Annotated in this window: 13 protein-coding genes; 2 read left to right on the forward strand and 11 right to left on the reverse strand. The window is 43.1% G+C overall.

Annotated features, from left to right (window positions below):
- Position 1: 1 nt before the first annotated feature.
- The 7 genes from OGM16_02695 to OGM16_02725 form a co-directional block, all read right to left on the reverse strand.
- Positions 2 to 901, reverse strand: a complete 900-nt coding sequence (locus OGM16_02695; GenBank protein UYJ47202.1) for a dihydrodipicolinate synthase family protein — start codon at positions 899 to 901, stop codon at positions 2 to 4.
- 28 nt (positions 902 to 929) lie between these two features.
- On the reverse strand, positions 930 to 1,823 hold the full coding sequence (gene garR, locus OGM16_02700; GenBank protein ID UYJ47203.1) for a 2-hydroxy-3-oxopropionate reductase: 894 nt from the start codon (positions 1,821 to 1,823) through the stop codon (positions 930 to 932).
- 46 nt (positions 1,824 to 1,869) lie between these two features.
- Positions 1,870 to 3,015: an L-alanine-DL-glutamate epimerase gene (locus tag OGM16_02705; protein ID UYJ47204.1), complete on the reverse strand. Its 1,146-nt coding sequence runs from the start codon at positions 3,013 to 3,015 to the stop codon at positions 1,870 to 1,872.
- Between the two features lie 156 nt (positions 3,016 to 3,171).
- A complete protein-coding gene (locus OGM16_02710; GenBank protein UYJ47205.1) occupies positions 3,172 to 4,548 on the reverse strand; it encodes an ABC transporter substrate-binding protein in 1,377 nt (458 codons plus the stop codon).
- Positions 4,549 to 4,569: 21 nt separating this feature from the next.
- On the reverse strand, positions 4,570 to 5,493 hold the full coding sequence (locus tag OGM16_02715; protein UYJ47206.1) for an amidohydrolase: 924 nt from the start codon (positions 5,491 to 5,493) through the stop codon (positions 4,570 to 4,572).
- Positions 5,490 to 6,338, reverse strand: a complete 849-nt coding sequence (locus OGM16_02720; GenBank protein UYJ47207.1) for a carbohydrate ABC transporter permease — start codon at positions 6,336 to 6,338, stop codon at positions 5,490 to 5,492. The genes OGM16_02715 and OGM16_02720 overlap by 4 nt, the downstream gene beginning before the upstream one ends.
- 5 nt (positions 6,339 to 6,343) lie before the next feature.
- The gene (locus OGM16_02725; GenBank protein ID UYJ47208.1) at positions 6,344 to 7,246 is read right to left on the reverse strand and encodes a sugar ABC transporter permease; all 903 of its coding nucleotides are present in this window, start codon (positions 7,244 to 7,246) and stop codon (positions 6,344 to 6,346) included.
- A gap of 255 nt (positions 7,247 to 7,501) precedes the next feature.
- Between OGM16_02725 and OGM16_02730 the strand changes: the two genes are divergently transcribed.
- Positions 7,502 to 9,406 (forward strand): LysR family transcriptional regulator, encoded by a 1,905-nt coding sequence (locus tag OGM16_02730; GenBank protein ID UYJ47209.1) that lies wholly within the window; start codon positions 7,502 to 7,504, stop codon positions 9,404 to 9,406.
- 55 nt (positions 9,407 to 9,461) lie between these two features.
- Here OGM16_02730 and OGM16_02735 read toward each other — a convergent pair whose 3' ends face one another.
- The 4 genes from OGM16_02735 to OGM16_02750 all read right to left on the reverse strand — a co-directional run bounded on the left by OGM16_02735 (position 9,462) and on the right by OGM16_02750 (position 13,408).
- Positions 9,462 to 10,589 (reverse strand): type II toxin-antitoxin system HipA family toxin, encoded by a 1,128-nt coding sequence (locus OGM16_02735; protein UYJ47210.1) that lies wholly within the window; start codon positions 10,587 to 10,589, stop codon positions 9,462 to 9,464.
- The gene (locus tag OGM16_02740; GenBank protein ID UYJ47211.1) at positions 10,576 to 10,854 is read right to left on the reverse strand and encodes a helix-turn-helix transcriptional regulator; all 279 of its coding nucleotides are present in this window, start codon (positions 10,852 to 10,854) and stop codon (positions 10,576 to 10,578) included. The genes OGM16_02735 and OGM16_02740 overlap by 14 nt, the downstream gene beginning before the upstream one ends.
- Positions 10,855 to 11,000: 146 nt before the next feature.
- A complete protein-coding gene (locus OGM16_02745; protein UYJ47212.1) occupies positions 11,001 to 11,882 on the reverse strand; it encodes a LicD family protein in 882 nt (293 codons plus the stop codon).
- A 62-nt stretch (positions 11,883 to 11,944) separates the two neighbouring features.
- The gene (locus OGM16_02750; protein ID UYJ47213.1) at positions 11,945 to 13,408 is read right to left on the reverse strand and encodes an oligosaccharide flippase family protein; all 1,464 of its coding nucleotides are present in this window, start codon (positions 13,406 to 13,408) and stop codon (positions 11,945 to 11,947) included.
- Between the two features lie 217 nt (positions 13,409 to 13,625).
- Here OGM16_02750 and OGM16_02755 point away from each other — a divergent pair, with 217 nt between their 5' ends.
- Complete coding sequence (locus tag OGM16_02755; protein ID UYJ47214.1) at positions 13,626 to 14,318, forward strand: YHYH domain-containing protein; 693 nt, start codon at positions 13,626 to 13,628, stop codon at positions 14,316 to 14,318.
- The last annotated feature ends 177 nt before the right edge of the window (positions 14,319 to 14,495 follow it).

The raw sequence follows: 14,495 nt of genomic DNA on the forward strand, positions 1-14,495 counted from the left end.
ATTAGATCAGACCTGCTTTTTCCATTTCTTTCTTCATCTTATCATAAGACGCACCTTCCGGTGTTGGAAGATTTGGTAAATATGGTTTTCCAGCTGCCAGTCCACGCATGATTGCCATATCTTTTGCTGCTACCGGGAAGCTGGCTCCGTCCATAGCCAGACGCACCGGATTTAACTTATACTGGGCTGCCAGGGAACCTTGGATGTCTCCGGCTACATATTTATTGTAAATATCTACGATCAGCTCCGGCATAAAGTTTCCGGCTGTACACACGCCGCCTACAGCTCCGATACACAGGCTGGCATATAACAGTGTGTCCTTTCCGCCAAATACCTTAAAGCCTACATCTGCATTTCTTCGGATAAATTCCTCTGTCTGGTTGATATCACCGGAGGTATCTTTCATACCAACGATGTTTTCCACCTCATGGGCCAGTTTTTCCACCAGATCTGCGCTTAAGGTATAACCAACTCTTCCAGGGTTATTATACAGCAGAACCGGTGTTTCCGGAACTGCCTCTGCGATCGTTTTAAAATGCAGGAACAGTTCATTAAAATTCGGTTTTAAAAACATTGGCTGTAAAATGGAAATGCCTGCTGCGCCATTTGCCACTGCCATTTTTGCCAGGCGGACACATTTCTTTGTATTGATAGCGCCGATACCAAAGTAAACCGGAACTCTTCCAGCAGCCTGGTCTACCATGATCTTAAATCCGCGCTCCATTTCCTCTTCTTCGATCTGGTAAAACTCGCCGTTGGAACCAAAAGCAAGGATCCCGTGAAGACCGCCATTAATAACATAGTCTACCTGCGCACGCATGGCTGCTTCATCGATCTTTTCATCCTCATCAATGACTGTAATAATAGGAACGATAACGCCCTTGATAAAATCTGTATTCATAATATTTCCCTCTCAGATCAGCAAAGAATTATTTCTCTTTTACAATAGAAACACCTGTCATTCTCTCATAGTAACGGATGATGTCATCATGATCACAGCTGCCTTCGTCATGGTTCTTTAATTCCTGCATTACTTCCATCAGATGGGCAGTCATTGGTACTGGCATGTTAATAGCGTGGGAAGCGTTTAACGCATTGTTTAAATCCTTGATGTGCAGGTCAATCCTAAATCCAGGCTTATAATTTCCAGCTAACATCATTGGGACCTTTGCGTCCATAACCGTAGAACCAGCAAGGCCGCCGCGGATCGCCTGATATACCAGCTCCGGATCGGTTCCCATCTTCTTTGCGAAGGTCATTGCCTCTGCGCAGATGCCGATATTGGCTGCTACTACCATCTGGTTTGCCAGTTTTGCTACGTTTCCGGAACCAATCTCGCCTACATATACTACAGAGCTTCCCATTGCCTTTAACAGATCTGTAAATCTGTCAAATACCTCTTTCTTACCACCACACATGATAGATAAGGTTCCGTCGATTGCCTTTGGCTCTCCACCGGATACCGGGCAGTCTAACATTTCCATGCCGGTTCTTGCTTTTAATTCAGCAGCGATCTTTTTGGACTCTACTGGGTCGATAGAGGACATGTCGATAACGACTGTATCCTTATCTGCGCCCTCTGCAACACCATTTTCACCTAACAGAGCAGCTCTTACATTCGGAGAATTTGGCACCATGGTGATGACTACGTCTACGCCCTTTGCTACTTCTGCGTTATTTGCACCTGCTGTAGCGCCTGCTGCTACCAGTTCCTCTACTGCTTCTTTGTGGAAGTCATTAACACAAACCTGATGACCTGCCTTTAAAAGATTCTTTGCCATTGGCTTTCCCATAATTCCTAATCCGATAAATCCTACTTTCATTGATCAAATCCTCCTGTTATTTGAAATTTACTCTCGGAATTAAAATTTACCAGTTTTTCGGATAATAAATTTCCCGGCTTTCCATAAGCCCATCTTTTTCCAATTTCTCAATGTCTAAACGCTGTGGATTGCCTGGAAGATCTGGCTGACAGTAGAAACGACCGTTCTTTTCCTCAGGCTGGAACAATGTGTAGGCTCCCACTGGACGACTGATGGGCTCATGATATTCGATCCATTCATTTTCGTTGTATAAACAACCAAAGATAGCATTTAAATAGATTCTTCCGCCAGATGTGAATTTAACTCCCTTTTCACGGGCCAGGTCACGGATCCTTATGATGTCATCCATTCTTGTCATTCTGCCAATAGAAGGCTGAACGTGATCCACGCCTTTTTCAATATAAGTTTCATATTCATAATAAATCCTCATGGACTCTCCAAAAGCAATGGGGATCGTCACCCCCATCTCCTTTAAGCGGCGGATTCCGTTCATGTTGTGGGAATGGATCGGTTCCTCCAGCCATGCCAGATGATATGGTTCACACATTTTTGCAAACCGGAATGCATTGTCCACATCCCATCTCTGATTGCAGTCAACTGCTACACCGATTTTGTCTCCCACTGCCTTGCGGACCTTCTCGATTCTTCGCAGATCCCGTTCCATATCTGTGCCGTCGTTGCTTCCCACCTTAAATTTAACAGTGGTATATCCTTCTTCCACGTACCGGACCATATCTTCTACCAGCTCATTGTCTTCTAAAAGAAGGGAACCGCCTCCCTTGTAAGCCTGTGCCCAGTCCTTAGTCGCACCCATAAATCTGTGAAGAGGCTTTTTCGCCCTCTGAGCCAGAATATCCAGCATCATCAGATCCAGCTGTCCTACCTCCACTGCCTTTTCGCTTTGAAATCCGGCGTTTCTTATCTTCCAGTAAAGGCTGTTTCTCCACTCATTGTAGCTGTGTTCCTCTCCATTCAAAACCATAGGAAGGATATCAGTAACAAATCCAGGACCTACAGTCAGGTGAGCACATGCTCCTTCCTGATCATACAGTTCAATACATCCCTGCTCAGGAGCGAACTTTCCCATTCCTCCGGTTCCGTCTTTAAAAGGCTTTGGAAGGGGAATCTTATGAAAATGATAATACACGGCTTTTGTAAATTTTATTTTATCCTCAAAATCAAAAGTAAACATCCGCGTTGCCTCCCGTTCATCAAATTATGTATTACAGTTATGTACTCCCGGAATCTCTTTGTATACGCTTTTGTACGAAGATTTCTGTCAGCTGCATTTACAACCGAGAGTACACCTATTATTTATTTTTTTCTTTTTATCTCATAACGAAAGATCTCATGAACCTGAAGCAGCCAGCTCTTTTGCCACCCCATCCATTACGATCTGCGCACAGGACATGGAATCACTTTCTCCATAGCTGGAAAGCTGAAGAGCATTAAAGAATGTACCATCTGCGCCAGTAAAAGAGCTTCTTTCAAAGGTAGGATCCATCTGGAAGCTGCTCCATTCCATTACCTTTGCATTTGCCTCTGCTACCTGGCTTCCACTTAAATCCAACATAGCTAAGCCCGCCTTGTTGGCCGGAACACCACGTGTATCTCCCAGAGTCTTTACACCGTCTTCCTCAGCTACTAAAAACTGGATCAGCGCAGCTGCCTCTGCAGGATGCTCTGTGGTTGCGCTGATACCAAATGCCTGATTTACCTTAATAAAGCCTCCGTGGTAATCTCCCATCTTAATGTAATCGCCAATCACAAACTCACCGTCTTTTACTGCTTCTGCATGCTTTACAACAGAGGTATCATACAGAAAAATACCTGCATAATGGCCATCGATCCAGTTTGCGTTTGTATCAATCAGATCGGCACCGTCTCCTGCTACCTTCTGAAGAGTAGGAATTACGTGATTATCCTCCAGATTCTTAAGGAAATCAAATCCCTCTGCAATCTCCTCCTGGCTATACTGCAAAGCGCCATCCTTTACCCAATCCTTACCATACTTACACTGCAGGTAATAAACCATAAGGAATGCACGGTCCAATTCCTTCGTGACCATTGGATAGTAAGATTCGTCATATGCCTCAAAGGCTTTTCCTGCTGCCAGCAATTCATCTAAAGTAGTAGGAATCTCCACACCAATCTTGTCAAAGGTGGTCTTATTCCAGCAGAAAACTCTTCCTGTATTGCTGATAGGGATCGCATTCAACTTGCCATTGATGGTAAACACGCTTTTATCTCCATCTGTATAATTGTCCAGATCCAGGATATTAGACACTTTATTCAGATCATAGAAATTATCTCCGTTTGGTGAGTAGGTAGACACCCAGCTCCAGTCCAGCTGCATCACATCTGCTGCATTACCAGATTTGATTCCCAAAGCGATCTTTTCCTCATGACCGTTAAATGCCTCGTACTCAGCTGCCACCGTGATATTTGGATATTTCTCCTGAAATTTATCAATAGCTGCCAGTGTAGCCTGATTTCTGGAATCCCCGCCCCACCAGTTTAATCTCAAAGTAATAGGTGTCTGGGTATCCACCTCAAGGTCTGCAGCTGCTGCGGTTTCCCCTGTGTTCTGTGCAGTACTGCTTTCCTGGGCACTCTGTCCTCCTGCAGAATCCTGAGATTTTGACGTAGGCATACAGCCTGCTGTCGTAACAGCCATTGCGCCAGCCAGAAGTAAAGCTTCTAATTTTCTTACATTCTTTCTCATTTTCGTTTCTCTCCTTCTACATTATTTATTTGCAAAATAAACTTCATAAGCATTTTCATAAAAAATCTGTTCTTTTTCCTGTTCTGTGAACACAGGGGATTCATCTATATAGCCGACATAATGCTCATATACATCCTCTTTTAACGCCGATGGCATGTCTGTGCCAAACATCAGTTTTTCTGATCCTACGATTTCTTTGGCCAAACGGATAAACTCAATGGCTTTAAGATAGGGATAGGTATCTGGCCTGCAGTTATGGACCAGACTTGACAGATCAAACCACAAATTCGGAAACTGCAGCACTTCTAATGCCTGCCGCAATTTATCCTTATCTTTATCCGATGGAGCCAGCAGATGACAGGCTACAAATTTCATTTCCGGATATCTTTTAACCAGATTTCGAAGTCCCAAAACCTGCCAGCTGTCACTTTTGCATTTTCCGATATCAATTACGAATACGTGACCATGATCACAGGCGTAGGAACAGGCCTCATCCATCACAGGTCCATCCACCTTAAATTCAGGATGAATGGCCATCAGACCGGAACCGGTACTTACTTCAAACTTCTCTATCTTAAAATTCAGTTCTTCAAACAGATATCTACGGATTCCATCCCGGTCACGGGAATAGGGATCATATGCGCCAGCTCCTGCGAATCGGTCCGGATACTTTTTAGCCGCCAGATAGGTATAGTAATTCTGATATCCGTAAAAATTTCCCTGAAGCAGCACTGCCTTTTCTACCCCGTTTGCATCCATCACTTTCAGCAGATCCTCCGGCGTCACACAATCCCCGCCGAATTCCTCAGGTATCATCCTCACAGTCTGACCATTAGCATAAACGGCCATTCCATTTCCTATGCTGCGCAGTTCACCGCCCGCACCTGTGCCGGCAATATACTGAACCACATGGGCGTGGCTGTCAATGATCCTGCTTTTTCTCATCCTTTCACACCTCCTGCCGCAATTCCTTCTACAAAGGAATCCTGTGCTGCGAAGAATACGATCAGAGATGGGATGATGGCGATCAGTGACATAGCCAGTACTCTGTTCCATTCAAAGCCTACATCAGCGTCCATGGACATACGAAGGAAAATAGATACCGGATATTTGGATACTGTATTAACATAAATCAGTGGTCCCATAAAATCGTTGGATGCCCACATAAACTGGAACAATGCGCAGGAGACAATGGACGGTTTCAGCATAGGAACGATCACATACCATAATCTCTGCATGATTCCGCATCCATCAATTTCAGCCGCTTCTTCCAATTCTCTTGGTATCCCTCTAAGGAACTGGATCAGCATGTATACAAAGTAGGTATCACCTGCCAACAGAGAAGGAATTATGATGGGAAGGTAAGAATCCAGCCATCCCACCTGGTCAAACAGTATATACTGAGGTACATTCAGTACTACCTGAGGCAGGAAAAGGGTTGACAGCAGGATTGCAAAGGAAAAACGTTTGCCAACAAAATTAAACCGTGCAAATCCATAAGCGGTCAGCGTTGCTGAAGCTACCGTAAAGATTACTTTTGGTATTACAAACTTATATGTATTTGCCATGAAATGAAGAAGCGTCATTCCCTGGTATCCTGCAAAGCCTTTTTGATATCCACTGAAAGTAGGTGCCTTTGGTATAAAGTTTACACTTGAAAATATCTGCTCATTGGTCATAAAAGAAGCCCCGATCATCCAGATCAGAGGATATACCATGACAACTCCCACCGCCAAAAGGATGACATATCGTAAGACCATATTTACTTTATAGCGTGTTTCGCGAGTCATTACATTTACCTCCCATCTTCATCTGAATAATATACCCAGTACTTCTGGCTCAGGAATGATACCGCTGTCAGGGTCATGATGATCAGGAACAGCAGCCATGCAATGGCACTTGCCATTCCCATTTCATAGCTCTTAAACGCATTGTTGTATACCAGCAGAGATACTAACGTAGTAGAACGAAGCGGTCCTCCCTGCGTTACAATAAATGGTCCGTTAAATTCCTGGAACTTATTGCACAGCTGAGTAACAAAATTATAAAAAATAACCGGTGTAATAAGGGGAATAGTGATACTGAAGAACTGTCTCCATTTTCCGGCTCCGTCAATGGATGCCGCCTCATATAGATCCTTTGACACACCCTTTAAAGCAGCAAGAAAGATTACCATAGGGGAACCAAACTGCCAGATCTTCAAAAATACGATTACCCAGAAAGCCCCGGTTGGATCTCCTAACCAGTTAAATGGCTGGATTCCAAACCTGGATCCGATCATATTCACAAGTCCCTCTGTTTTAAACAGGAATCTCCACAATACTGCGATAGAAACCGATCCGCCTAAAATGGAAGGAATATAATAGGCTGTTCTGAAAAAATTCACACCCTTAATCTTAAAATTCAAGATATAAGCAATAAACAGCGCAAATATTAATTCCAGCGGGACTGTAAGAAACGCATATTTAAAGGTCTGTATAAAGGCCTTCATGATCATAGGATCTCCCAGTATTTTTTTATAATTGTCCAAACCAGAAAAAGTGGCTGTCCTGAAAAGATTGTAATCATGAAAGCTGTAGATCAATGATGATACAAATGGGTACAATTTAAAAATTGCAAAACCAATCCACCATGGCAGGATCAACAGCAATCCCACATTCTTTTTCTTGAATGTTTTGAATTTCGTTTTTTCCTTCATGTTCTCCTTCTCCTTTTTTCATAGCATTTTAAATATAATATTTTCGCGCTATGACGTTGACATTTTTAGCATTTTTGACCTTATTTTCATGTCATACGTCTTTATATTTTGTATTATATACTTGTATTTCTTATTTTACAAAGCCATATTCATTATACTTATCATGGCATTTTAGTTATACTAAATGTATTATTTTGACATTCCATGGATTTTATTTATAATGAAGATAGAAATTAAAAAGGGGATTGATCTCATATGACAACACGACACTTTTATTATCTTACAGTTATAGCAGATATGGGAAATCTTTCAGCTGCGGCTGAGAAACTACAGATCTCACAGCCTGCTCTGAGCAAGTTTCTTACAGAATACGAAACCTCCCTTGGTTTCCAGATTTTTCTCCGTTATCACCGTCATCTGGTACCTACCTCTGAGGGCCGCTGTGTCATAGAATACGCCCATAAGATTGTAAGTGAACAAAACAGGCTTTCCCAATCCCTACGGCCTATCATCAATATGAATCATACCTATATCCATCTTGGAACCGGTCCTAATCGTGGTTCCATGATATACAGCCGGATCTATCAGCCATTTATGAAGCGTTACCCGGATATTTCTCTGTCGCTGACAGAGCTGTACTCCAGCAAACAAACAGATGCCATACTAAAAGGCCAGGTGGATCTCGCTATCGGCTCTGGAAAATCTTCCGATAAAGTAACCGATATCCCCGTTGCCCGTGAAGAGCTTTTGGTAGCCCTTCCTACTGCTCATCCTCTGTCATCTTCAGATAAAGTCCGGCTTACCGATTTGAAAGACACTCCTTTTGTACTCCAGGGCCCACGACACAATATCCGCATCCTTGCAGATGGGCTTTTTAAAGAAGCTGGTTTTGAGCCTGTGATCACCTTTGAGTCTGATAATGTGATCATCGTGGATTCCATGCTCCACCAGGCTGCCGGAGCAGGCTTTGTATCTAAAAAATATGCTGCTCCCTGCAATGAATTAGTTTTTCTCCCACTGGATCCGCCTGTGTATCAGGAAACCCACATCCGTTTCCCCTTGGGTCATAAACTGACAGAGCCTGAACAATACCTTGTTTTTCTTCTGATCCGTGATTTCCAGTCAAATCCAGATCGCCGTTTCGAGATCATTCCTTCAAAAGAAGTAAATGACTTTCTCCAGGCTGCCAATCCGGCTGTCAGCAGTACAAATTCTTCTGTTTCTACACCGAACAGACATATGACTGCATCTTCTGTACAAGCTCCTTCTAAAGTAAGTCTGAATCCTCAGCTACTCCGGTATGTGATCGCCATTGTAGATGAAAAAAGCCTGACAAAAGCCGCTGAAAAGTTTTACCTGACACAGCCCACACTTTCCCGATACCTCCATGGGATAGAAAAAATGCTGGGTACCAAATTATTTACAAGGGAGCATAACCGGTTACGTCCCACAAATGCTGGAAAAGTCTTTGTAAACTTTGCCCGCAATATCTTACAGATTGAAGAGGAAATGTCGGAACACATCAAAACCTATCAACAAGGACACGAAGGCAGCATTTACCTGCAATGTGATTCAAGTCTGCTCCACATCATCCAGACCCAGGTTGTCCCTGTTTTTAAAGAACAGCACCCGGATATCCAGTTGAATGTCAATACCAACAGCCGTGAGCAGATCCAGGAATCACTTTTAAATGCCTCTGCCGACTATGGAGTCTATTTTTCCTGCGAAGAGGAACACCCCATTTTAGACAGCCGTATCCTCAGTGAAGATGAGCTTGTATATTGTTCCAGAAGCACTCCTCTTTCTGATCCATCGGAACTTTCAAAAACCATGACTGTTCCAAAAGGGAATCCACTTCGCGACGAACAGGAACGTTTGTTTAAGCAGTTATATCCGACGGTTCCCCGTCCGTTCTGCGAAGCAGTTCCATCCGTTCTGCTCTTTCTGGAAAGAAATGGTGTTGGAAATACAATACTGCCGTCAAAAATCATGAGAGATAGCCAGGAAGATTGTCACTTTCTCACACCTTCCCAGGGATATTTTCTCATCATGGCCCACCACCCCATTCGCACCATGCCTCCGGTGACCAGAGATTTAGAAACTCTGCTTTACGATACATTTGAAACATATTTTGAGCATTATGATGAGATGTTTTCATAGCTGGTTAAAAAAACAGCTGTCGGACTGTAACTGGCAGCTGTTTCTTATTTTTTCCTTATTTTTTCAGATACTCACCAAGCATCTGTGTTACGCATGTCTGTATTTCATCTATTATCTGTTCACAGGCAGCTCTTTTCATACTAGCTGTCATTCCCACCGCCAGAAGTTCTTTTCTTCCTGGATTTCTTCCATTTCCATCAACTGTGGTCGTATGTTCTCCATAATAAGTATTGCTGTAGGTAAGATCATAGGCCGGGCTCAGATGCCATCTGTCTTCTGTTTCATTATATAGATAGGTGAAATTTTTCGAGTGGTCATCCCGGTTATGTGCAAATACATTAAAACACATTCTCCGGAACATATTTTCCACATCTTTTTCATTATCCCTTGTTAATATTTTCGTCAGTTTCATCAGACTATGATAATCCAGACTCGGCTGTTCAAAATCTAATTCTAAAAGAGCTGCCGCTGTCAGCATATGGATTCTCTTTCCACCTGGTCTTCTGTCAAATCTTTTGGTTCCAAAATATCCTTTGCACCTGTCAGATGGAAATAGTTTCGTTTCACTCATAGCAATTTGGCATTGCTTTGCGCAGCAGGAGTAATCATACTCCATCTTTCCTGTATCTTTCCCATCTACATGTGCAGGAAATTTTATAATCCATTCTTCTCCATGGATTGTTGTCATAATTTTAGGTCTTGCACCGCCGCTGGTACCTCCCAAATGATACAGTTCATCTAATTTATCCGAATATTCTGTATTTAATATTTTCTGACATTCTTCTGCCAGTTCATCTAAATCCAGCTTCCCTGTTTCTTCATCAAAACTCTTTTCCGGATAATACGTCAATGCTCCCATTCCAGAACTTCCAACAATCGCCAGTCGGTCTAAAATCGTCAGTTCATCTGGATTCTGCTGATGTGCACGAATCAGTCGATCCAGCAAAAGTCTTCCCCAATTGTCTGGAAGACTATCTGCAAATACTCCAAAAAGGCCTGAAAAATAATCTTTCGTTGGAACAAATACCTGGTTTTTCAAAGGCAACGAAAAAGGACTAATGGAAAAGCCATTTTCCAGCCATTCCTGTGCGTATTGAAATGCAGCTTTGTAATCTGCAGTCAACGCCAGTGTTCCTACAAGTTTTTCCCCATAATATACCTGAAGCACATTATCTTCTTTCATTGATAACCTCCCGTATATCCTTGTATGGTACCTGCGTAAAAAGATTTCTCAATTCATCTGCCATATCCAGTGCCATAGCGATTTTTGTTAAGGATATTAATGATATCTGCCCTGTAGCTTCAAATCTCTTAATAGATCCATAACTTACCCCACTGATTGAAGCTAACTTTTCCTGTGATATAGAGCGGCGTTTTCTGATATTTCGTACACGAAGCGCAAGATTCTGATCCAGTTCTTCCGCTGTTTCCCATATAAATTGTTCCATAAATGCCTCATTTATTTTCTGCTAATATTTTATCCAAAACAGCATTTTTTATATAAAAAAGATAATATTTTATCTATTTGTATTTTAACATTTACTTTCACAGTGCGCAACTTTCTTTTCCGTTAAAAACGTTTCCGTTTCTTTATTTATTTTTTCAGATACTCCGTATAAGGCACATCTGGATCCAGGATCAGACCGCCGTGCATGGTTGGTGCTTTAGCTGGTTTCATATAATCGCCGTATTCTGCGGTCAACCTTCCATCATAGCCCACCGGCACCGGTATCCTGCGGTTTTCAAATGGCATGTAGACCGCTTCCTTAAACCACTCCCGTTTCCAGGTGTTTTTTTCCAGATAACGAATAAAAACCGTATCGCACACATATTCCGTATCTTTTCCTTTAAAACGAGTACACAGTTTTTCATAACCCTTATACGCCTTGCGCATAGGAATATGAAGAATGCTTCCCACGCCATGAAGGAGCTTTCCGAAAAATGTTGCATTTTCATAATAATCAAACCGATACCATGTATAAAGTACGGTCCAGTAAAACTGGATCTTCTTAGCCCAGCTTTTTCTAGCTTTTTCCGTCTTTGGCATACCATCTAATGGGAAAATGTCAATGAAAATGCCGCAGTTATAACCTGCTTTTTTATCTTCTTCATTGCAGCCGCAGGTCTTACTGTTGCGTATCTGGGCATGCCCTCTAAGATAGTTTTTTTCTGTATATACAGTCTGGAGAACCAGATCTTCTTTCAGCCAGTCCGGAGCGATCTGTACGAATTTATCGTAATCTTCCCTTAACATCACCAGGTCAATATCATCATCCCAGGGAATATATCCTTCATGGCGGATAGTGCCAATGAGAGTTCCGCTGTCTGCAAAATATTTAAGCCCATTGGCTTTGCAGATACGCTCCACTTCATCTAACATTTCCAGCTGTACCGCCCATACACGTTTTGTCTTTTCATCTACCGTATATCCGCAGCGTATTTCTTCTTTGTAGAATTCCGGCTTTTCTTTCAGCATGTCCTATGATCCTTCCAAACTGTTTTGTCTAACACAATCTTTCTTTATATAGTTAAAACCTGCTATGGCTGTCCCGTCAGCCGTCTGTATATGATTCCCAGATACCGGTACAGGAACGCATCATGCATAACCAGAAGCACCAGGAAATATACCACTGCCCCGGCTCCGATCTGTACAAAGGTAGTGATCGGTCCAAGTCCACGGACCTGTTCCAAAAACTGTCCTGTCCATACCACAGCTCCCAGCATAACTACAGCTGCCGCAAGCCGCTTCCAGCCATAGCGCACCAGCATCTTCGGTTTTATAAAATCTCTTCCCAGCCACAGATAGAGAGATATGATAAAGCACTCTGCCGCTACAGAAGCCGCAGCAGCCCCGGAAGCCGCAAAATGAGGGATCAGCAGGAAATTTAAGCAGGCATTGACTGCGGCTCCTGCCACGATCACTTTACCACTCTGGGCACGTTTTCCGCCTGGCGTTAAGATCTGGCTGCCAATACAGTCGCTTAATCCCACAACCAGTACCAGCGGACTGCACACATACATCAAAAATGTAACCGGCAGATAGCCATTTCCCAAAAACCAGGGAATAAACTGGGCTGCGATCCCCGCCAGTCCCAGCATAATAGGCATTGCCATTAAAAGCACGAAATCTAACGAATCCCGGATACGCTCATGTACTTCCTCGATACGCCCATTTCCAAATAAATAAGACATGCGGGCAGACATAACCGCATTAAAAGACATGATCAGTATCTTCGCCATGTTCACAAAGCCGGTAGCATACTCATAATAACCGTTCTGGGACTTATTTTCCCCAGAGAACCAGCCAAGCATAGTCTTATCTAAAATGGTGTACACAGAAGTTGCAATGGTGGGGATAAAATACACCAGCGTTTCTTTTAAATGCCGCAGCGGACAAAGTTCCTTTAAAACAGGGCGCTCTACCTGCCCCTTTAAATACCCCCACATGGAGATATTTCCCAAAAGTCCTGTGGCTGCCGTCAGCGCCACATACAACAGCAGGTCCTCTTTTTTACGGATAAATAAAAACAGCATGGCAATACCCACAAGCTTTACTGCCGTATTTCGCAAAACGATGAGAGAATACTGCTCCAGCCCGCCAAAAAACCAGGAAATATCAAAGGCAACAGCAGTCAGCGTCATGGTAAGCACGATATAATAAGGACGATATTCTCTGGCAAAACCAATCACAAACAGCCAGATCATAAGGCATGCCGCCGTGGTTGCCATGCAAAGCGCCTCGATCTCCCAGAAAAGACGGTTGCGCATCTTTATGTCATCTCTGTGCCTTGCGATCTCTCTCTGCCCATAAGAAGCTGTTCCCAGTGCCGCCAATATGGCAAAATACTGGACTACAGAATTGGTATAACTCTGCACTCCCGTTCCGTCTGCCCCCAGAACACGGGAAATATAGGGCGTTGTGATAAAGGGTGTGATCAGAGTCATCACCTGGTAAATTAAATTGTATATATAGTTTTTCCGAACACTTGGTGCTTTTGCCATAAGATCTTCTCTATACTCCATTTACATTTATGTTCTCTGGAAATCTTTTTTGTCTCTTGGCTCATTATACCCATGGAAGACTTTTTAAGCAAGGTCTTTATCATCCTCAATTCTTTCAAACATCATTGACAAATTACCCTTTTTGTGCCTATTCTATACTTATAATGTAACCGTAATAAATACAGATCTAAAAATGATCACAAGGGGGATACATATTATGAAAAAAACATTGGCTGTTCTCATCACTGCTTGCAGTCTTTCCTTAGGCCTTACACCTGCGCTTACCGGAATTTCTGGAAACCTGGTCATAGAAGCAGAAGCACATCCAGGGCGGACCGACGCAAACGGCGGACACCGTGATAATAAAAATGTAAGCGGCCTTGGAAGTTACCACTATCACTGCGGCGGCCATCCAGCTCACCTGCATCCTAATGGCGTCTGCCCTTATGCAGGTGGTTCCACTGACGATAATTCCCGCTCATCCGGCGGTTCTTCCTCTAAAAATCAATCTTCTTTTGGAAACCAGACTCCAAAAGAAACCGCAGCCCCGCAAGTTTCCACCGGCTGGCAGACGGACGATCACGGCTGGTGGTACCGCCTTTCCGCAGACAGCTACTATGCTGACGGCGTAGCTGATATTGATGGTTCCACCTATCTTTTTAACAGTGACGGCTATATGCTCACTGGCTGGCAGCAGTTAAATGGACACTGGTACTATTTCAACCCAAGCGGTGCCATGGTGACCGGTGGTCAGATCATAGAAGGAAAATATTACTATTTTGATTCCGACGGTGTACTGGATGAGACCTATTATGATGCCGTAGATGAGCCAGGTGATGACACAAATGAAACAGCCGAAGATGACACAGACTATGACTACGACTATGATTACGATTTAGACGAATATTAACAGGCAAACCACCGGCTGTCGCAGGAGCATTACACGCAGATGCCCCTGCGGCAATTTTCATTTTTATATAAAAACATATAGGATTCCTCTGTACCTCTTTTGAAATTCAGTCGAATTGACTTTGATATAAGATACTCAATAGAAATTAGATTCTGCCATTCAGGCAAAACGGCTCAT

It is taken from the genome of Lachnospiraceae bacterium, assembly GCA_025758065.1.
GTDB lineage: Bacteria > Bacillota > Clostridia > Lachnospirales > Lachnospiraceae > Enterocloster.